An 18,360-nucleotide genomic window follows, 5' to 3' on the forward strand; every position below is an offset into this window, starting at 1 on the left:
GTGGCGCAGGCCCTCTGTGAGGAGTGAACATGAATACTATTAAAAATATAGCAATCAAGGCATATTCATCTGGCGCTACCGTGCTGTGGGGCTGTGGTTTGGCGGCGGTGCTGGTGCTCACGGGCTGCTCGGCCCTGCCAGCGCCTCCGGCCCGCCCCGTGCTGTATGACTTTGGCCCCGGCCCGCTGGCCACCGTGCCCACCGACCGCCGTGCGCCCCTGCCTCCGCTGGCGATGGCCGACATGGACGCCCCCGGCCTGCCCGAGGGGGGGAACGCCGTGCTGTACCGCCTGGCCTATGCCGACGCCCAGCAGCTGCGCCCCTACAGCCAGGCCCGCTGGAGCCAGCCGCCTGCACAGCTGCTGCAGCAGCGCCTGCGCGAGCAACTGGGTCAGCGCCGCGCCGTGCTCAAGGCCGACGACGGCGCCGCCCAGGCCCGCGAGCCCGCCCAGGGCAACAAGTTGCCCCTGGTGCTGCGCACCGAGCTGGAGGAGTTCAGCCACCTGTTCACCAGCCCCAGCGACAGCGCCGGGGTGGTGCGCCTGCGCGCCACGGTGGTCGAGCTGACCCCGGCGGGCGAATCGCTGCGCGGCCAGCGCGTGTTCATCATGCAGCAGCCCGCCAAGTCGGCCGATGCGGCGGGCGGCGTGGCCGCTCTGGCAGCGGCGTCGGGCCAGCTGGCCAGTGAGCTGGCGGCGTGGGTGGAGCAGGTGGGGCAGTAACGCAACAGATATTTGTGGCGAGAGCCTGCAGGCAAGGCGCTGGCTTTGGCCGTTGCGCCACGCAGCGCGCGTGGCCGTCAGGTGCCCGGCGGTGTCGGGGACGGGGGCGCGGTCTCATGGCGTTCAATGCCCGTCACCACCCGCGCATAGCGCGCAAAGCTCCAGTACGCCCAGGCCCAGTCCAGCAGCACCACCAGCCGGTTGCGAAAGCCGATCAGGAAGTACACGTGCGCAAACAGCCAGAACAGCCACGCAAAGTAGCCTGAGAACCGCACTGGCCCGGCGGGCGAGGTGAGGTCCACCACGGCGGAGTTGCGGCCGATGGTGGCCAGGTTGCCGTAGTCGCGGTAGCGAAACGGCTGGGTGGGCTGGCCCGCCAGGCGGCGCAGGATGTTGGCCGCCGTGGCGCGGCCCATCTGCTTGGCGCCGGGCGACACGCCGGGCACGGGCGTGGGCTCATGGCCTGCCACGTGGCTCTTGGCGGCCGCCAGGTCGCCGATCACGCTGATCTCGGGGTGGCCCGGCAGCGTCAGGTCGGGCTCCACCACCACGCGGCCCGCGCGGTCGGTGCTGGCACCGGTGGCATCCGCCAGGTGGCGGCCCAGGGGTGACGCAGCCACGCCAGCGGCCCATACAATGCATTTGCTATTTATTTGATAGCTGTTTGCGCTTGATGTACTAGCGCTTGCAGGTGACTCGACCTTCAAGCCATCGCTGTCGATGGCGGTGACGCGGGCGCCCAGGCGCACGTCCACGCCCAGCTTTTCCAGTTGTTCCTTGGCGCGCTGACTCAGGGCCTCGGGCATGGCCTGCAGCACGCGTGCACCGCCTTCGAGCAGGATGATCTTCGCGCTCGCGGGGTCGATGTGGCGGAACTCGCCAGGCAGCGTGTGGCGCGCAATCTCTGCCAGCGTGCCGGCCATCTCCACGCCCGTGGGGCCTGCGCCAACGACCACAAAGTTGAGCCAGTCTGTGCGGCGTGCGGGGTCGGGCTCCTTCTCTGCCGCCTCGAACGCCAGCAGGACGCGGCGGCGGATCTCGAACGCGTCGTCCAGCGTCTTGAGCCCGGGCGCGTAGGCCGCCCAGTCGTCGCGGCCAAAGTAGCTGTGTGTGGCGCCGGCGGCCACGATGAGGTGGTCATACGGCAGCGTGGCGCCGTCTGCCAGATGCACGGACTGCTGGCCCACGTCGATGCGGATGACCTCGCCCAGCAAGGTGGTCACGTTGCGCTGCTGCCGGAACAGATGCCGAATGGGCGCCGCAATGGCCGGGGCCGACAGCCCGGCCGTGGCCACCTGGTAGAGCAGGGGCTGGAAGAGGTGGTGGTTGGTCTTGTCCACCAGGGTCACATCCACCGCCGCGCCTTGGAGGGCCCGGGCGGCTTCAAGGCCGCCGAACCCGCAACCGATGATGACCACGCGGGGGCGAAGCGGGGAAGCAGAGGGAGTCGTCATGCTGCCATTATTGGGGAGCCGGGTGGTGGCCCAGGCCCTTGCCGTGGTCGCGACCTGCAGGCCCCCGGGTCACGGGGGCTCCATCGAGTTACAGGAACCCCAGATCCACCGGGTAGTCCGGCCGCCCCGCCGCTGCGCCAAAGTGCGTGATGTTGGGCAGCACTCCCGCCATTTCGTTGTCGGCCACGCCAAACCACTTGGCAAGAGTGGCGGCGTACTGGTCCACCGAGGTGGACGGCAGCAGGCGGCCCTGGCCCACGTGCCACTGGTCTTCTGGGGCTGCGGTGCTGCCCACACTCACCGGCGGCGCGCTGCCGTAAAAGGCCTTGCCCTTGACCGCGCCGCCCACCATCAGGTGGTGGCTGCCCCAACCGTGGTCTGAGCCGTCGCCATTGGAGCTGAGCGTGCGGCCAAAGTCGGAGGCGGTGAAAGCCGTGACTTTATCGGCCACTCCCAACTCCACGGTGGCGTTGTAGAACGCCGTCATGGCCTCGCTCACACGCTGCAGCAGGCCTGGCTGTTGCGCGATGAGGTTGTCGTGCAGGTCAAAGCCGCCCAGTGACACCATAAACACTTGCCGCTTGCTGCCCAGGGTGCTGCGCGCACCAATGAGGCGCGCCACCATCTTGAGCTGGTTGGCCAGGGAGTTGTTGCTGGGGAAGGTGGTAGCCAGCGTCACGCCAGCGAGACCGTTGGTGATCTGGCTTTCGGCCGCCACGGCACGCGTGGTCACGCGGTTGTACTCGTTCTCCAGCGTCTGCGCGCGTGGCTGCTGGATCAGCGAAGTCAGTGCGCTCTGCACGGCAGATGACCCGTAGACCCGGTTCTTCACACCATTGATGGCCACGGCCCCATTGGTGCTGACCTGGTACTGCAGCGCCGAGTCGCCCGACAGGAACACCGCATTGCCCGTGACCGAGATGCAGGTGAACAGCGAATTGCCGTTGGAGGACAGCGCCAGGTCGCCAATGTTGCCACCCCAGCCCACGGTGGAGCCCTCGGGCGAGGACGATTGCCATACCGACTGCTGGTCGTTGTGCGAGAACAGCTTGGGCGGCACCGGGTAGGTGGCGCGGTCGGCACTGTTGTACTGGGCGCGCGTCAGCGGTACCACCAGCGGGCCCACGTTGAGCTGCACGGCCGCCTTGCCGCTGTTGAACAGGCCGGCCAGCCCCGTCATGGCCGGGTGCAGCGCGTACTGGCGGCCGCCGGGCAGGGGGACGGTGGGCGTCAGCAGCGTGGGGGTGAGGTCCGCTTTGGCGAGCGCGATTCCGCCAGCGCTCTGACCCGCCCCACCGCCCCGGATGGCGCTGTAGCGTGTGTAGCTGTCGTCGTCATAGGTGATGACGGTGTTGGCATAGTCGTTGCCGCCGTACAGGAATACGCAGACCAGCGCCTTGTAGTCCGTGGCGTTGAAGGCTGCCGCCTCTCCCATGGCAGCCAGGTTGAGCGCAAAGGGCAGGGCTGTGCCCGCAAGGCCCAGCTGGGTGGAGCGGCGCAGAAACGCGCGGCGGGTGTGGAGTTCGGGTTGAAGCAGGTGCATGGCAGGGCTTACTTTTGAACGAGGTATTCGGCCGAAGCCATCACCAGAAAAATGGCGGCTGCTACACGGTCGAGCTTGACGGCGTCGGTGCTGGCGGCGGTGACGGGCGTTGCCTTCAGCGCGTCCGTAATGAGCTTGACGGTGGCTGCAGACAACTGGACTGCGCACATCAGCAGGTTGATGCGTGCGACCAGCGCGTCCGCATCCGCCACGATGGCCAGCTCGTTGGCGTAGCTGGCCTTGATGTCGTATCCGTTGTTGGCGGTGCTGCCGTTGTTGGGCAGTTCGGGGGCATTCACGTAGATGCCGTTGCGGATCACGCCCTGCATGTAGTTGAGGTAGCCCCCTACGCTGCTCTCATTGACCAGCTGGAATTCGGGGGCTACAGCGCCTGCGGTAGCCAATGCCGTGGACGGCGGCACATAGCCGGGCCGGAAGAAATTGAACACGGAGGGAGATCGCAGTGGGCTTTGGCCCAAACGGGACCCCAGATCGCTCAGGTCGCCAATCTTCCAGGTGCCTCGGGCGGAGTTCAATCCAAAGGTGCGGCCCCATTGCACAAAACGCAGCATGGGCTCGCGCAGCTTGCCGAAGGTCGGCTGAGTAAGCCCTGCCGGTGAGCGGGCCTCGTCGTCCAGCAGGATAGCCATGATCACCGCACGCATGTCGCCGCGCACCCCCGCCCCGTTGTTGTTGAACACTGATGCCACTCGCGCCACATAGCCAGGCGATGGGTTGCTGGTGACCAGGCGCTGGATGAGCTGCTTGCCAATGAATGGGCCCACGTTGGGGTGGTTGAAAAGCGTATCCAGCGCGCTCTTGAGGGCGGCTGCGCCCGGCGTGTTGGCGGGTATGGTGGCGCCCAGGAAAGTAGCCGCCAGGGTGGAGTGGCGAGACGCATTGAGCGCCATCGGAAGGCGCGTGTAGGTAGTGTTGGGGACCACGCGCGTCGTACCTGGAACCGTGATCGGAACGTTTTGTGACTGGTCGTAGTCGTAGCCTGTGAACACCCTTGCCAGGTTGGTCACGTCATTCATGGTGTAGCTATCGATGGGTTTGCCGTTGCCGTCCAGTCTGGGCGTGCCATCAAGATTCAGCTCTACCAGCCCGATGGACATGAGCTGCATCACCTCACGCGCGTAGTTCTCGTCGGGCTGTCGGCCGGTGGCAGCGTTTTCCTTCTGGTTGCCGCGGGTGTTGAGGTAGTAGCCCATGGCGGCGTTCAGCGTCACGTTCTCCAGCACGGAGCGGTAGTTGCCAAACGCGTTGTTCACCAACTGGTCCCAGTACCAGGCCATCGCATGGCAGCGCCAATTGATATCCACGCCATTGGTGGAGACCACGCAGATCTCCGAGAGTGCGAGCGCAACGCGCTTTCGCAGGCCATCGGTTGACTTCATGAGCTGATACCAGATCATGTAATCGGCGGGGTAGGAGTTGTCGTAGTAAGCCGTGTCGTTGCTGACAGCTGCATAGCCGCGATCATTCAGCCAGTCCCAGCCGCTGGCGCCCGGGTGTCCATTGAATTGTCTGCTCAGCCAATCGGCGTATGTGCTCGAGCGCAGCGCCGCTATCTCTTCCGTGGATGCCGAAAACTGGGCCTGCAGGAGAAACCGGGCAGCCTCGCTGTCGGTGGTCGGAGCGGGATAAGAAAACCCATCGGATATGGGCCGTGGCATGACCCCTCCGTCCAGCGCGCGCGTGGTGTTGTTGTCGGCACTTCCGCCTCCGCAGGCGGTCACTGCGCTGGCTGTCGCTAGTGCCGCTAAAAACGGCGCCGAACTACCTGGACGCTGGGCAGGAACGGAATCGGGGATGAAGGCGGCGCCCTCTGTTGTCTCTGCGACCTCGGTCGTCAGAGTTTCCGCGTATGAATTGGTCATGGTGATTGAGATGGAAACCCGCGCAAAGCAGAGTGCGCAGGCACCACTTAATCACATGCCGCGACCACTTGCAAACACAAGTGTTACCAAGAGAAACATTGCTGGAGGTTCCTTGAGAAGCAGGGCATCTGGTGATGGGCGGTTGCAACACTTTGTACCCCTGGTGAGCCCTTGTTGGGCATCCGCCAGAGGGCGGGCACCGTTGCATCGGCGATGTCCGTCACGCCCGTAGTCCTGTGCTGACGCGTGCTGCGTGGCATGGACTACGGCGCCGTCGCCGGATCATTTTTACAGTGAATTCCATCGCATCACGCAAAGGTTCCACGCACTCCGAGTGGATGGCTGAAGCGAAGTTTTTTGAGGAGTCACACCATGAATGAAGACACCATCAAGGGCAACTGGAAGCAGTTCAAGGGCAAGATGATCGAGCAGTGGGGCAAGCTCACGAACGACGACTTCGATGTCATCGACGGCAAGCGCGAACAGTTCCTGGGCAAGCTGCAAGAGCGCCAGGGCATCGCCCGCGACGTGGCCGAAAAGCAGCTCAAGGAATGGCAAGACCGACACCCCGACTTCCGCTTCAACGACTGATAGCGCGACCGCGCTGCGGGGCCTTCGCCCCGCGCCCGCCAGGCCACCCCTGGCGCACCGCCCCTACAAGATCCACACCCATTGCATTCAATTTCATCGAGGAGAAAACCATGACATTCCAACGCACCCTGATCGCCGCCTGCACCGCCGGTTTGATGGCCACCACCGCTTTTGCCATGACCCCCGCAGAGCACAAGGCCGCCAAGGACAGCATCTCGGCGGACTACAAGATGAACAAGCAAAAATGCGATGCCCTCAAGGCCAACGCCAAGGACATCTGTATGAAGGAAGCCAAGGGCACCGAAGACGTGGCCAAGGCCGAGCTCGAAGCCCAGTACAAGCCCAGCGCCAAGGCCAGCCAGAAGGTGGCTGAAGCCCGTGCCGACGCCGCCTACGCTGTCGCCAAGGAAAAGTGCGACGACCTGACCGGCAACGCCAAGGACGTATGCGTGAAAGATGCCAAGGCTGAGCATGTGAAGGCCAAGGAAAACGCCAAGGTGGCCGCCGCCCAGGCCAAGCCTGCAGACACAGCGGCCGAGAAGGCCGCCAACGTGGCCGAGGCCCGCAAGGACGCCACCGCCGAGAAAAATGAAGCCAACTACAAGGCTGCCAAGGAGCGCTGCGAGACGATGACTGGCGACCTCAAGTCCAAGTGTGTGGACGACGCCAAGCGCATGTACGGCCAGAGCTGATGGGGCGGGTGCTGAGCACCCAAATCCCTTGCACTACCAGGCCCTGCCCGCCACGCGCGGTGCAGGGCCTGGCTGCGTATGGCGTTGCCATGACCTGCATCAACACCCGGCCGGGCCGGGGCTTCTAAGCTCGCACCTTCGTTTGATCTGCCCGCCCAAGGAGTCCCATGGCCCACCTCGAATGGTCTGATGCGTTGAACCTCGACCTGCCCCTGATGGATGACACCCACCGGGAGTTCGTCGACTTGCTGGCCGCTGTGGACCATGCCGGTGACGCCGACCTGCTGTCTCGCTGGTGCGCGCTGGTGGAGCACACCGAGCAGCATTTCGGGCAGGAAGACGACTGGATGGCCTCCACCCGATTTGCATCGGGCAACTGCCACAGCATGCAGCACAAGGTGGTGCTGCAGGTGATGCGTGAAGGCACGGCCCGCGCCGAACAGGGCGACCTGAAGGTGCTGCGCGTCATGGCCAGCGAGCTGGCGCTGTGGTTTCCGCAGCATGCGCAGAGCATGGATGCCTCGCTGGCCCTGCACCTGCGCCGTGTGGGGTTTGACCCTGTGACCGGCGTGGTGCACGCTCCCGGTGCGTTGCCGGGTGCGTTGATCCACGGTTGCGGTGGGGCCACGTGTTCGGACGCCGACGCCCCGGGTGCCAGCGAGCCCGCTGCCCAATGCGATATCGCGCCCGCTGTGGCTGCCTGACAGCGACGCAGCTACGCTGTCTGCCCGCAGCGGCAAGCGTCAGCAGACGCTGAACGAACAAACGAGAGGCAGGCACGGCACGGCCAGAGCACCACTTTGGCGTGACCCGGGGGCCATCGGGCTTTCACCCGTGCAGCCGTCCTGCTTGTGTGGCATGCTGCCCCATCTCAAGGCAATTGGGGGCGGCGCGGCCGCTTCGCATCATGGCCGACACCACCCCTCCCGACGACCCCTGCGACGATACGGCCCGTCTCCAGGCCCTGCAGCGCTACGGCATTCTCGACACGCCCATGGAGCCCGCCTACGACGAGCTGGCCGACCTGGCGGGCTACGTGTGCGAAGCGCCCGTGGCATTGATCAGCCTGCTGGACAGCCAGCGCCAGTGGTTCAAGGCCGCCCGTGGGTTTGCGCTGCGGGAAACCCCGCTGAGCGAGTCGGTGTGCCGCTATGCCATCCGCCAGTCCGGTGTCTTCATCGTGCCCGACCTGGCCCAAGACCCGCGCTTTGCGCACTATGCGATCGTCACGCAGAAGAACCCACTGCGCTTTTACGCCGGGGCGCCGCTGGTCACGCCCGATGGCTTTGTGCTGGGCACGCTGTGCGTGCTGGACCACCGGCCGCGCGAGCTGTCAGCCAAGGTGCAGGACCTGCTGTCCGCCCTGGCGCGCCAGGTGATCCGGCTGCTGGAGCTCAAGCGTGCCAACGACCGCCAGGGCCAGATGCTGATGGAGCTGGAGGCGGCGCGCCACCAGATGGCGGTGCTGGCCCACACCGATGTGCTGACCGGGTTGGCCAACCGCCGCTCGTTCACCGATCGCCTGCGCCAGGAATGGGCACTGCTGCAGCGCGGCAATGAGCCAGCCAGCCTGCTGATGATGGACCTGGACCACTTCAAGCGCGTGAACGACGTGTACGGCCACCATGTGGGTGACCAGGCGCTGCAGCTGTTTGCCACCCTGTGCCGCGACGTCTTCCGGGCGGCCGATGTGCTGGGGCGCTGGGGGGGCGAGGAGTTTCTGGCCCTGTTGCCCGCCACCGGGCTCGACCAGGCACAGGTGGTGGCCGAGCGTGTGCATGCGACGCTGGCCGCCCACCCGTTGCCCGGCATCGAGCCGGCGCTGGTGCTGTCGGTCAGCATGGGGCTCACCCTGTTCGACCCGCTGCGGCCGCTGGACATCACCCTGCGCCTGCTGGACTCTGCGCTCTACACCGCCAAGCGCGAGGGGCGCAGCCGCACTGTGGTGGTGTAGATGCTCTGCTTTTAATAGCTGCTGGCGCATATTGCACTAGCGCTACCACCCGTTTTTACTAAAAATTGTGCCCCAGGGGCCTGCGCACGGCCCCCGGGACACCTTCAGAACTCCGGGCGGCGCGGCAACAGCAAGGCCGCTGTGCGCCACGCCAGGTCGCGCAGCGCCCGGCGCAGGGCGGGCGAATCTGCAGCGCCGCTTGCACGCCCTCCGTGGCTGTGGTCCGCCTCGGCACGGTGGGGACAAAAGGCTGCGTCCAGCACCTGCTGCTTGGCGCAGTGCAAGGCCAGCCGGTCCTGCGACCGCAGGGCCGCCATCAACTGGTCGCGGTGGCGCTGCACGCGGGCCGCTTCGGCGGCGGTCAGCGCAGGGCCCCTTGCGGGGCCGGTGCTGGCGGGCGGCGTCAGGGCCTGGGCCTGGGCCAGGTACTGGGCCCAGCGGGTGGTCTGCGGGGCGGCGTTCATGCAGCCTCCGCGCGCGGGGCTGCGGGGCGCTGCACGGGCGGCATGGTGGGGCGCGGGGGCGTGCCGCCCTGCGACAGGCCGTACCAGTTCACCTTGCGCGTCAGCACCATCACCGCTGCCAGCACCAGGAAGAGCGCAATCGCACCCACCACCAGCGCTGTCTGCTCCAGCTGCAGCAGCACGTACAGCAGGCCATACAGCAGCGCAATGCCCGCCCCCAGTGGCACACCGCGCGTGAGCCCGCCCAGCATGTGGCTGGCGTAATAGGCCAGCAGCAGCACACACGCGCTCGCGGCCACCGCGTACGAAATGCCAAACGGCAGGTGCTCCGACAGGCTCACCAGCAGCAGGAAGAAGCTGCACAGCGCGCTGCCCACCAGCAGGTACTGCACCGGGTGCACGCGCAGCTTCTTCATCAGCTCGAACAGGCCCACGGCCACGAAGGTGAGGGCGATGAACAGCACACCGTACTTGGTCGCGCGGTCCGACAGGGAATAGGGATTCACCGGGTCGATGAAGGCCACGCTGAAGCTGTCGGCGCAGTCGCCCGGCGTGGCCCCGCTGTGTGCATAGTCGCTGCCCTCATCCGCGCCCAGGCAGATGCGCTTGCCGTTCGCAATGTCGGCCTGCGCCGTGGTGGCCAGGGACGACAGGCGCCACTGGGCCGAAAAGCCGGTCTTCTTGACCTCGCGTTCCGAAGGCAGAAAGCGCCCGGCAAACGACGGGTGGGGCCAGCTGCTGGTCATCAGCACCTCGGTGTTGCCGCCCAGCGGCACGATGGCCAGGCGCTCGGTGCCCACCAGTTCCAGATCCAGCGTGGCGGTCAGGCCATCGGCCTTGCCGCGCACGGATTCGGGCAGCACCGCGTGCAGGCCCCGGCTGTAGGTGGGGTGGAAGGTGCCGGGCTTGAGGGCCAGCGCCTGGCTGCCCATGGTGAACTGCGCGGTGCGGATGCCGCGCGCGTCGCCTACGGCCATCATCACAATGGGTGCGCCGCAGTGCATGCGCGAATTCTTCATGCTGCTCTGCGGCAGCAGGCTGGCCAGCGAACCCCATTGCGCCGTCACGTTGGCCTTGAGGTTGTAGGTGTTCACCTTGTGCAGCCCGCGTGCGCGTTCCTCCATCGCGGCGCCGGTGGTGAGCTTGAGCTGCTCGGGCATGGCGGTCAGGATGAACTCGCGGCGCCTTTCGACCATGCGGCGCTCGTCGCCCTTGCCGACTTCTTCATCCCAGCTTTCCACGCAGGCGCTGTGGATCATGGGGCCCATCAGCGTCTGCGGCCCCGCCAGGCTCTCGGCCACGCTTTGCGCGGTGATGCTGCGGTAGCGCAGCCGGTCGCGCACCACGTCTTCGATCAGGCCCAGGCCAAAGAGCAGCAACACGGTGATGGCGGTCAGCGCCGCCAGCTTGGTGAACAAGGGGTGTTTGAACAAAAGATCCTCCACAAGTGACTGTTGTGGGGGCAGTGTTGTGGCGCGCTGTGAGGGCGCTATGAAGTTTGTGAGGCCAGTGTGAAGTGGCGGGGGTGACGTGCGAAGTGCGAAGTGGGGCGCTGGCAGAATCGACCGCCTGTGTCATCCGCCTAGGGAGTGCCATGCGAAAAACAGCGTCCCGCTTCATGCCCTCGGTGGCTGTCCGCCCGCCATTGCGCTGGCCGGCGCGGTGCTTTCTGGCCGTGATGGCGGTGGCCTTCGTGGCCGTGTTCTGGATGCATCCCGTGGCGGTGGGCGGCTCGCTCCTGGCGCTCGGCAGTCTGGTGGCCGTTCTGAGCCGGCGCGAGGCCCTGCGCCTGGCCCGCATGGCGCAAAGCCGGGCGGGCGAGTCTATCTGCCAGTTCGCCCGCTCCATTGACTGCCGCCGGGTGGACACCTGGGTGGTGCGCGCGGTGTACGAAGAACTGCAGCGCAGCCTGTCTGCCGTAGTTGCCGTGCCTTTGAGATTGACCGACCACCTGCAGCGCGACCTGCGTCTGGACGCTGACGACCTGGATGACCTGGTCGTTGACATGGCCCAGCGGGCCCGCCGCAGCCTGGCCGACACATCGGCCAACCCCCTGTTCGGCAAAGTGACCACGGTGGGCGACCTGGTCGAATTTCTCCAGGCTCAGCCCCGCCTCACGAACAGCGCGGTTTAGGCTCTGCGGAACTCCAGCGCCACCCGTAGCCCCGGCGCCGTGTTGCGCGCCACCATCTGCCCGCCGTGCAGCGCCATCACGCGCTGCACAATCGCCAGCCCCAGGCCCGATCCGCTGCGCTCGCCGCCCGGCCGTGCGGTGGTGAAGAAGCGCTCGCCCAGGCGCGGCAGCGCGTAGTCGGGCACGCCGGGGCCGCTGTCCTGCACGGCTACCGTGGCACCGTCCAGCTCCACCCGCACCGTGCTGCCTGCGGGTGCAAAGTCGATCGCGTTGTCCAGGAGGTTGGTCAGCGCCAGCGTCACCAGTTCAGCCTCCCACGGGCCGCTGGTGCCGTGTCCTTCCATTGCCAGCGTGATGCCGCGCTGCCCCGCGCGGGCGCGGGTCTGGGCAATGGCGGCCTCGGCGCAGTCGTGCAGCGCCACGGGCGCGCGGCCTTCGGCGTGCTGGCGCTGCTCCAGCTTGGACAGCTCCAGCAGCCGGTCGATGATGCGCTGCAGGCGTTCGCTTTGCTGCACCACCTGGGTCGCAAACTCGGCGCGGTCGGCGGCGGGCAGCTCGTCCTGCAGCAGCTCGCCCGCGCCCCGGATGGCGGCCACGGGGCTTTTGAGTTCGTGCGTGAGCGCGCGCACATAACCCTCGATGTAGTCGCGCCCCTCCAGCCGCGCGCGCATGCGGTCCATGGCGCGGGCCAGGTCGCCCAGCTCGCCGGGCACCTCGGGCACAGCCAGGGCCGTGGGGGGCGGAAGATTCGGGTCGTGGCGCTCGCCGTCGGCCGGGCCCTGCACGCTCAGGGCGTAATCGCGCAGGCGGCGCACGTTCCACACCATCCACAGCGTCACCGCCACGCCCACGGCGGCCGATAGCGCCAGCAGCAACAGCCCGCCCATGAACACCTTGCGCTCGGCCCGATCGATGAAGCGCTGCACCGTGCGCGTGGGCTTGGCCACGGTGAGCACGCCCGCGATCTGGCTGTTCACGTAGATGGGCGCCGCCACATGCATCACGCCGCTGGTGTCGTCGTCCTCCACATCGCGCGTAGAGCGCGCGCCGTACTCGCCGCGCAGCGTGCGCGCCACATCGCGCCAGCGTGAGTAGTCGGCGCCCACGGCGCGGTTTTCCGAGTCGAACAGCACGCGGCCCGTGGTGTCGGTCACGTAGATGCGGTAGTCGAGCGACTGCTTGGAAAAGCCCCAGATGGCCGCATCAACGGGCCGCGTGGCGTAGCGCCGCACATGCTGGGCAAACGGGCTGGTGCTGCTGTTGTTGGCCTGTGCCGCCAGCCGCCCGGCGGCCAGGTCCTCGCTGGCCAGCTCGGCCAGGATGTTGGCCGTGTCCACCATCATGTCTTCCATCACCTCGCGCACGCTGGGCTTGATCTCGGCCATGAACACGCGCAACACAAAGAACGCGGCGATGCCGTTGATGAGGAAGAAGGCGAACAGCAGGCGGATGCCGAGGCGCATGGTGCGTTACTTCAAAAACAATAGCTGCCAGCGCTTCTTAAATGGGCGCCAGCGGGCAATTTGACTTCAGATGTTCAGGCAGTAACCCATGCCCCGGTGCGTGCTGATGTACTCGCGCGCCGGGTCCACCTCGCGCAGCTTGGCGCGCAGGGTCTTGATGTGGGTGTCCACCGTGCGGTCGGTGCTTTCGCTGTCGTCGCCCCAGGCGGCGGCCAGCAGGGCGTCGCGCGAATGGATGCGGCCTGCGCCGCGCAGCAGGTGGGACAGCAGGCGGTACTCGCGCCGGGTCAGCGGCAGGGCCTGGCCGCGCAGGCTGATGCGCTGGCCCGTCTCGTCGTCGTGGAACAGCGCGGCGGCCGTGGCGGCGGGCGCTGCCGGGTGGCCGTTGCCGTGACCCGCGCGGCGCAGCAGCGCCTTCACGCGCGCGGCCAGTTCGCGCGGGCTGAAGGGTTTGGTGAGGTAGTCGTCGGCGCCCAGTTCCAGGCCCAGCACGCGGTCGATTTCTTCGCCGTGGGCGCTGAGCATCAGCACGGGCAGGGCGGCGGTGGGCGCGGTGTTGCGCACATCGCGCAGCAGGTCCAGGCCGCTGCCGTCGGGCAGGCCCACGTCCAGCACCAGCAGGTCAAACCGTGCGCTCTGCAGCTGCTGGCGCGCGTCGTGCACCAGCAGGCTGTGCGTGACGGTCAGGCCATCGCGCTCCAGCGCATAGGCCACGGTGCGGGCGATGGCAGGGTCGTCTTCGAGCAGCAGCAGGCGGGCGGACATGGAGGGTCAGCGTGCGACGAGGATGGGGAACAGCTTGCCCAGCCCATCGGCCATCACTTCCACGGCCAGCGCAGCCAGGATGAGGCCCATGAGGCGGGTCATCACATTGATGCCGGTTTTGCCCAGCACGCGCGCAATGGGGTCGGCCAGCGCAAAGCACACGGCCGTGGCCAGCGCGATGACCACGCCGTAGCCCACCAGCGCGGCGTGCTGCCAGAAGGTCTGCGCGCGGTCGGCATAAATCACCACGGTGGACATGCTGGCCGGGCCGGTGAGCAGCGGGATGGTGAGCGGCACCACGGCGATGCTGCTGCCCGCAGCAGCCTTTTCGGCGCCTTCTTCAAACTCGTTGGTGCTGGGCTTGGCCTCGGCGGGCTGGGCGTTGAGCATGTTCATCGCGCTGATGAGCAGCAACATGCCGCCGCCCACCTGGAAGCTCTGCAGCGAGATGTTGAAGAAGTCGAGGATCTGCAGGCCCAGCAGCGCGCAGGCTGCAATCACGCAGAACACGCTGAAGCTGGCCACCTGGATGGTGCGGCGCCGCTGCGGGTACGAGAAGCCCTGCGTGTAGTGGATGAAGAACGGCACGATGGCCAGCGGGTTCACGATGGCCAGCAGGGTGATCAGGGGTTTGAGGTCCATCAGGGCGCTCCCAAGGGCAAGTGGGCAGGGTGGTTCTTCGGGGGGGCTCAGGCCAACGGCAGATGAGTGTGGCGCAGCCCGGGCTGTGGGCGAGTATGCGGTGTTTTCTGCGCCGTTTGGTACTCAGGCATGCTGCGCTGCAGCGTGCCTGCTACTGGGTTGTGCGATGCCCTGCGCGCCCTAGCGCCCGCCCGACACATCCATCAAGGTGGCTGTGGTGTAGCTCGCTGCGGGGGACATCAGCCAGACGATGGCCTCGGCCACCTCGTCGGCCGTGCCGCCGCGCTGCATGGGCACCTGGTGCGAGAGGTCGCGCACCCGGTCGGGCAGGCCGCCGCTGGCGTGGATGTCGGTCTCGATCAGGCCCGGACGCACGGCGTTCACACGGATGCCCTCGGCCGCCACCTCGCGCGCCAGGCCGATGGTGAAGGTGTCGATGGCGCCCTTGGCGGCGGCGTAGTCCACATACTGATGGGCCGAGCCCAGGCGCGAGGCGGCGCTGGACACGTTGACGATGGCGCCACCACTGCCGCCGTGGCGCGTGCTCATGCGCAGCACGGCTTCGCGGGCGCAGACGATGCTGCCGATCACGTTGGTGTCGAACATGCGGCGCAGGCGCTCGGTGCCCATTGCGTCCACCCGGGCGGTCACGTCCACCACGCCGGCGTTGTTGACCAGGGCGCTGATGCGGCCCAGCTGCGTGTCCACCGCCTGGAACATGGCCAGGATGTCGGCCTCGTTCGCCACATCGGCCTGCACGGTGATGGCGGTGCCGCCGTTTGCCCGAATGTCATCGACCACGCTCTGCGCGGCGGCCTCGTTGGCGAGGTAGTTGACGGCTACAGCCCAGCCATGTTTTGCGGCCAGCCGTGCGGTGGCGGCGCCAATGCCCCGGCTGGCGCCAGTGATTAGTGCGATCTTCTCCATGGGGTGGGGTCTCCTGCAAGAATGGCGCATTGGAACAGGTTCTGCCCCCCGCCGCGCAGCGCCCGCACCCATAGCGCGGACCCTCTGCGCACCATACCTACCAAATCCAAGGAGCATTCAGCATGGGACAGTTTGTCGATCTGACGTCGAGTGACGGTTTTGTGGCCCCCGCCTGGGTCGCCAGGCCCGAGGGCACGCCCCGTGGCGCTGTGGTGGTGCTGCAAGAAATTTTTGGCGTGAACTCGCACATCCGTTCGGTGGCCGACCGCTACGCAGCCCGCGGCTACCTGGCCGTGGCGCCATCCACCTTTCACCGCGTCAAGCAAGGGGTGGAGCTGGGCTACACCGGTGACGACATGCAGGCCGGCATGGGCCTGAAGGCCGCGGTCGAGGCCCTGCCTGCCCCGGGCGTGATGCCCGACATCCAGGCCGCCATCGACTACGCCGCGCAGCACAGCGGCGGCAAGGTGGGCATCGTGGGCTACTGCTGGGGCGGCCTGCTGACCTGGCGCTCGGCCTGCCAGCTGCAGGGCCTGTCGGCTGCCGTGCCGTACTACGGCGGTGGCGTGACCACACCAGAAGAAGTGGCTCGCACCCCCAAGGTGCCGGTGCTGGCCCACTTTGGCGAGCGCGACCACTGGATTCCACTGGACAGCGTGCAGGCCTTCGGCAAGGCCCACCCAGAGGTCGAAGTGCATGTGTACGCCGCCGACCACGGCTTCAACTGCGACCAGCGTGGCAGCTATGACGAGGCCGCCGCCAACACGGCGCGCGAGCGCACCTTGGCCTTCTTTGCCAAGCACCTGGGCTGAGACCGCCCCAGTGACAGAGACGGCGACACGGTAGCGAACGACCAACGGAGGGGGACATGGCGGATTTCAGGCTTTTTTGGTCCCAAGCGCCAGTCCGTCATGCGCTGGCAGCTATGGGTTTGATAGCGCTATGCGCCACCACCCACGCGGCCGACTACACCGGCCCCCTGTTTGACGCCCACCTGCACTACAACGAGGAAGCCTGGGACGGCCGCTCAGGCCCGCACCCACCCGCCGATGTGCTGGCACGCATGAAGGCCAGCAGCGTGCGCGCCATCGTGGCCAACTCGCGGCCCAATGCCGGGTCGCTCACCCTGGCGGGCCTGCCGCAGACCCGCGAGGCCGGCGTGACGGTGGTGCCGTTTGTGCGGCTGTACCGCAACCGCGCCGACTACACCGGCTGGTTTGCCGACGACACCATCTACGACATGGTGCAGACCGAACTGGCCCGGGGCACACCGGCCGGCCCGTACCGGGGCCTGGGCGAATTCCACCTGTACGACAGCGCCAACGCCAACGGCCCCGTGGCCAAAAAGCTCATGGCCCTGGCCGAGCAGCGGGACCTGGTGGTGCTGGCCCATGTGGACGACACCGCCATCGACCTGCTGATGGCCAACACCCCGTCCCAAGGCCAGAAGGCCCGGCTGATCTGGGCCCACACCGGCATTGGCGGCGCGCCTGTGGAGCGGGTGGACGCCCTGATGGCCCGCTACCCGGGCCTGGTGGGCGAACTCTCGTACCGCCCCGGCCTGGTGTGCGACGACAACCAGCTGTGCCCCGCCTGGCGCGCGCTGCTGCTCAAGTACCCCACGCGCTTCGTGGTCGGCTCGGACACCTGGGTCAACCAGCGCTGGCAGCACTACGAAAGCCTGATGCAGGGCTACCGCCAGTGGCTGGGCGGCCTGCCCGCCGATGTGGCGCGCAAGGTGGCGTGGGACAACGCGGCGGGGTTGTTTGGGGTGGCCAGGCCATAACGCACTGGAGCGCGCGCTCCTTGGTCTGGCTGACGCCCCGCGATACGGGTGCTGACCCAGCCGCTCAGGGGGATGTCACCTCGTCCTCGCCAGATACCGCTTGCGCCAGAACAGCAGCACCAGCGACACCGCGATGAACACCATCGACCCCATGGCCCACCAGAAGCCATCGGCCTTGTGCACCAGTGGAATGAACTCGAAGTTCATCCCGAAAATGCCCGCAATCAGGTTCAGCGGCAAAAACACGGCCGTGAGCGCCGTGAGGGTGCGCATGATGTCGTTGGTGCGGTTGCTCTGCACCGAAAAGTGCATCTGCACGGCGGTTTCGGTGCTCTGCTCCAGGCGCCGCACGTGGTGCACCACGCGCTCGATGTGCTCCAGCACGTCGCGGCTGCGCACCTTGAGCAGGTCCAGCTCGCGCAGGCCCGCCGGGGTGTCGGGCAGGGCCCAGGTTTCCAGCGCGTCGATCCAGTCCTGCACGGCGGTGCGCTGGTCTTCGCAGATCTCGTCGAGCATGTGCAGCGACAGGCGCGCTTCGAGCAGCGAGGTCCAGTTCACGTACCGCGCGCGGGGTTTGAGCAGTTCGGTCTGCCAGTGGTCCAGCTGGCGGGTGAGCTCGCGGCGCAGGTCCAGGTAGCCGTCCACCATCTGGTTGACCACGCGCAGCATCAGGTCGGCGGGGCTGGTGGGCAGGCGTGCGCCCGAGATCGGGCTGCTGCGGCCCTCGCCCATGCCGGGGCTGGCGTGGGCGTTGCCGTGGGCTGCGTGGCTGCCGGTGGCGTTGGTTCCATTGCCATTGGCCGGGGTGGCCGCCAGCAGCCGCGTCGCGTAGGCATCGCGCACCGCGCAGTCGGTGGGATGCACGGTCAGCAGCAGCTGGTCGAACACTGCAAACCCCACGGGGCTGGTGTCGATGCGCCGCAGCACGGGCGGGCCGCTGCGCTTGACGGGGGCGTTGGGGTTGTTGTCAGGCTCGGCGGCAACGGCCGGTGTGGCGGGGGCAGCAGGCCCGGGCTGCCCGGGCTGCCCGGCCTGCGCAGCATCGCCCTGCACCGTGGCCAGGCGGCGGAACACCAGCAGGTCGTACTGCGAGGTGTAGTCGTAGTGCGAGGGCAGCTGGGCGTTGAGCAGATCGGACACATGCAGGTCCACCAGCTGCAGCCCGATCAGCGCCTGCAGGCGGCCCTGGATCTCGGCGAGCCGCGCCTGAAAGGCCGGACGGGCGCAGGCGATCCAGAGGAAACCCTGCGCCGGCATCTGGGCGGGCAGGGCTGTCAGCTCCTGCACGCCGCTGCTGTGGATGTGAAAGATGCGCATGGACACCGTGGTTTCAGTCAAAA

18 protein-coding genes are annotated in these 18,360 nt (G+C 67.2%); 8 read left to right on the forward strand and 10 right to left on the reverse strand.

The window, feature by feature from the left end; genetic code table 11:
• Positions 1-29: 29 nt before the first annotated feature.
• Positions 30-722, forward strand: a complete 693-nt coding sequence (locus IB236_RS07220) for an ABC-type transport auxiliary lipoprotein family protein (protein WP_192419712.1) — start codon at positions 30-32, stop codon at positions 720-722.
• 77 nt (positions 723-799) lie between these two features.
• Here the strand turns inward: IB236_RS07220 and IB236_RS07225 are convergent, their stop codons facing one another.
• The 3 genes from IB236_RS07225 to IB236_RS07235 form a co-directional block, all read right to left on the reverse strand.
• A complete protein-coding gene (locus IB236_RS07225) occupies positions 800-2,176 on the reverse strand; it encodes an NAD(P)/FAD-dependent oxidoreductase (protein WP_192419714.1) in 1,377 nt (458 codons plus the stop codon).
• Positions 2,177-2,264: 88 nt separating this feature from the next.
• Positions 2,265-3,719, reverse strand: a complete 1,455-nt coding sequence (locus tag IB236_RS07230) for a DUF1501 domain-containing protein (protein WP_121941718.1) — start codon at positions 3,717-3,719, stop codon at positions 2,265-2,267.
• Positions 3,720-3,727: 8 nt separating this feature from the next.
• Positions 3,728-5,398: a DUF1800 family protein gene (locus tag IB236_RS07235; RefSeq protein WP_370539888.1), complete on the reverse strand. Its 1,671-nt coding sequence runs from the start codon at positions 5,396-5,398 to the stop codon at positions 3,728-3,730.
• Between the two features lie 576 nt (positions 5,399-5,974).
• Between IB236_RS07235 and IB236_RS07240 the strand changes: the two genes are divergently transcribed.
• From IB236_RS07240 to IB236_RS07255, 4 genes are all read left to right on the forward strand, one after another.
• Positions 5,975-6,193: a CsbD family protein gene (locus IB236_RS07240; RefSeq protein WP_056057504.1), complete on the forward strand. Its 219-nt coding sequence runs from the start codon at positions 5,975-5,977 to the stop codon at positions 6,191-6,193.
• Positions 6,194-6,303: 110 nt separating this feature from the next.
• A complete protein-coding gene (locus IB236_RS07245) occupies positions 6,304-6,885 on the forward strand; it encodes a hypothetical protein (protein ID WP_192419718.1) in 582 nt (193 codons plus the stop codon).
• Positions 6,886-7,052: 167 nt separating this feature from the next.
• Entirely contained in the window at positions 7,053-7,589 is a 537-nt protein-coding gene (locus IB236_RS07250) for a hemerythrin domain-containing protein (protein WP_192419720.1), read from the forward strand.
• Positions 7,590-7,792: 203 nt separating this feature from the next.
• Positions 7,793-8,839: a sensor domain-containing diguanylate cyclase gene (locus IB236_RS07255; protein ID WP_192419722.1), complete on the forward strand. Its 1,047-nt coding sequence runs from the start codon at positions 7,793-7,795 to the stop codon at positions 8,837-8,839.
• Between the two features lie 104 nt (positions 8,840-8,943).
• Here the strand turns inward: IB236_RS07255 and IB236_RS07260 are convergent, their stop codons facing one another.
• Together IB236_RS07260 and creD are read right to left on the reverse strand one after the other, a co-directional pair.
• Positions 8,944-9,303 (reverse strand): hypothetical protein, encoded by a 360-nt coding sequence (locus IB236_RS07260; RefSeq protein WP_225580995.1) that lies wholly within the window; start codon positions 9,301-9,303, stop codon positions 8,944-8,946.
• The gene (creD, locus tag IB236_RS07265; RefSeq protein WP_192419724.1) at positions 9,300-10,736 is read right to left on the reverse strand and encodes a cell envelope integrity protein CreD; all 1,437 of its coding nucleotides are present in this window, start codon (positions 10,734-10,736) and stop codon (positions 9,300-9,302) included. The genes IB236_RS07260 and creD overlap by 4 nt, the downstream gene beginning before the upstream one ends.
• Before the next feature lie 161 nt (positions 10,737-10,897).
• Between creD and IB236_RS07270 the strand changes: the two genes are divergently transcribed.
• A complete protein-coding gene (locus IB236_RS07270) occupies positions 10,898-11,437 on the forward strand; it encodes a hypothetical protein (protein ID WP_192419726.1) in 540 nt (179 codons plus the stop codon).
• On the opposite strand, the gene creC is transcribed toward IB236_RS07270, so the two are convergent.
• The 4 genes from creC to IB236_RS07290 form a co-directional block, all read right to left on the reverse strand.
• On the reverse strand, positions 11,434-12,900 hold the full coding sequence (gene creC / locus IB236_RS07275) for a two-component system sensor histidine kinase CreC (RefSeq protein ID WP_192419728.1): 1,467 nt from the start codon (positions 12,898-12,900) through the stop codon (positions 11,434-11,436). The two genes, IB236_RS07270 and creC, sit on opposite strands and share 4 nt — an antisense overlap.
• A 66-nt stretch (positions 12,901-12,966) precedes the next feature.
• Positions 12,967-13,665 carry a winged helix-turn-helix domain-containing protein gene (locus IB236_RS07280; protein WP_192419730.1) on the reverse strand — a complete coding sequence of 233 codons (699 nt, stop codon included), beginning with the start codon at positions 13,663-13,665 and terminating at the stop codon, positions 12,967-12,969.
• A 6-nt stretch (positions 13,666-13,671) separates the two neighbouring features.
• Complete coding sequence (locus tag IB236_RS07285; RefSeq protein ID WP_192419738.1) at positions 13,672-14,307, reverse strand: MarC family protein; 636 nt, start codon at positions 14,305-14,307, stop codon at positions 13,672-13,674.
• Positions 14,308-14,487: 180 nt separating this feature from the next.
• Positions 14,488-15,234: an SDR family oxidoreductase gene (locus IB236_RS07290; RefSeq protein WP_192419740.1), complete on the reverse strand. Its 747-nt coding sequence runs from the start codon at positions 15,232-15,234 to the stop codon at positions 14,488-14,490.
• A gap of 122 nt (positions 15,235-15,356) precedes the next feature.
• Between IB236_RS07290 and IB236_RS07295 the strand changes: the two genes are divergently transcribed.
• Entirely contained in the window at positions 15,357-16,046 is a 690-nt protein-coding gene (locus IB236_RS07295; protein ID WP_192419742.1) for a dienelactone hydrolase family protein, read from the forward strand.
• 113 nt (positions 16,047-16,159) lie between these two features.
• Complete coding sequence (locus tag IB236_RS07300; RefSeq protein ID WP_192419744.1) at positions 16,160-17,020, forward strand: amidohydrolase family protein; 861 nt, start codon at positions 16,160-16,162, stop codon at positions 17,018-17,020.
• Positions 17,021-17,095: 75 nt separating this feature from the next.
• Here IB236_RS07300 and IB236_RS07305 read toward each other — a convergent pair whose 3' ends face one another.
• On the reverse strand, positions 17,096-18,337 hold the full coding sequence (locus IB236_RS07305) for a magnesium transporter CorA family protein (RefSeq protein WP_192419812.1): 1,242 nt from the start codon (positions 18,335-18,337) through the stop codon (positions 17,096-17,098).
• Positions 18,338-18,360: the final 23 nt, after the last annotated feature.

The sequence above is a fragment of the Acidovorax sp. ACV02 genome (assembly GCF_014851475.1).
GTDB lineage: Bacteria > Pseudomonadota > Gammaproteobacteria > Burkholderiales > Burkholderiaceae_C > Acidovorax > Acidovorax delafieldii.

Excerpts from the sequence above, each read along its gene's own strand:
- IB236_RS07220 (WP_192419712.1), top strand. The coding sequence starts at position 30 with ATGAATACTATTAAAAATATAGCAATCAAGGCATATTCATCTGGCGCT.
- IB236_RS07225 (WP_192419714.1), bottom strand. The coding sequence starts at position 2,176 with ATGACGACTCCCTCTGCTTCCCCGCTTCGCCCCCGCGTGGTCATCATC.
- IB236_RS07230 (WP_121941718.1), bottom strand. The coding sequence starts at position 3,719 with ATGCACCTGCTTCAACCCGAACTCCACACCCGCCGCGCGTTTCTGCGC.
- IB236_RS07235 (WP_370539888.1), bottom strand. The coding sequence starts at position 5,398 with ATGCCACGGCCCATATCCGATGGGTTTTCTTATCCCGCTCCGACCACC.
- IB236_RS07240 (WP_056057504.1), top strand. The coding sequence starts at position 5,975 with ATGAATGAAGACACCATCAAGGGCAACTGGAAGCAGTTCAAGGGCAAG.
- IB236_RS07245 (WP_192419718.1), top strand. The coding sequence starts at position 6,304 with ATGACATTCCAACGCACCCTGATCGCCGCCTGCACCGCCGGTTTGATG.
- IB236_RS07250 (WP_192419720.1), top strand. The coding sequence starts at position 7,053 with ATGGCCCACCTCGAATGGTCTGATGCGTTGAACCTCGACCTGCCCCTG.
- IB236_RS07255 (WP_192419722.1), top strand. The coding sequence starts at position 7,793 with ATGGCCGACACCACCCCTCCCGACGACCCCTGCGACGATACGGCCCGT.
- IB236_RS07260 (WP_225580995.1), bottom strand. The coding sequence starts at position 9,303 with ATGAACGCCGCCCCGCAGACCACCCGCTGGGCCCAGTACCTGGCCCAG.
- IB236_RS07270 (WP_192419726.1), top strand. The coding sequence starts at position 10,898 with ATGCGAAAAACAGCGTCCCGCTTCATGCCCTCGGTGGCTGTCCGCCCG.
- creC (WP_192419728.1), bottom strand. The coding sequence starts at position 12,900 with ATGCGCCTCGGCATCCGCCTGCTGTTCGCCTTCTTCCTCATCAACGGC.
- IB236_RS07280 (WP_192419730.1), bottom strand. The coding sequence starts at position 13,665 with ATGTCCGCCCGCCTGCTGCTGCTCGAAGACGACCCTGCCATCGCCCGC.
- IB236_RS07285 (WP_192419738.1), bottom strand. The coding sequence starts at position 14,307 with ATGGACCTCAAACCCCTGATCACCCTGCTGGCCATCGTGAACCCGCTG.
- IB236_RS07290 (WP_192419740.1), bottom strand. The coding sequence starts at position 15,234 with ATGGAGAAGATCGCACTAATCACTGGCGCCAGCCGGGGCATTGGCGCC.
- IB236_RS07295 (WP_192419742.1), top strand. The coding sequence starts at position 15,357 with ATGGGACAGTTTGTCGATCTGACGTCGAGTGACGGTTTTGTGGCCCCC.
- IB236_RS07300 (WP_192419744.1), top strand. The coding sequence starts at position 16,160 with ATGGGTTTGATAGCGCTATGCGCCACCACCCACGCGGCCGACTACACC.
- IB236_RS07305 (WP_192419812.1), bottom strand. The coding sequence starts at position 18,337 with ATGCGCATCTTTCACATCCACAGCAGCGGCGTGCAGGAGCTGACAGCC.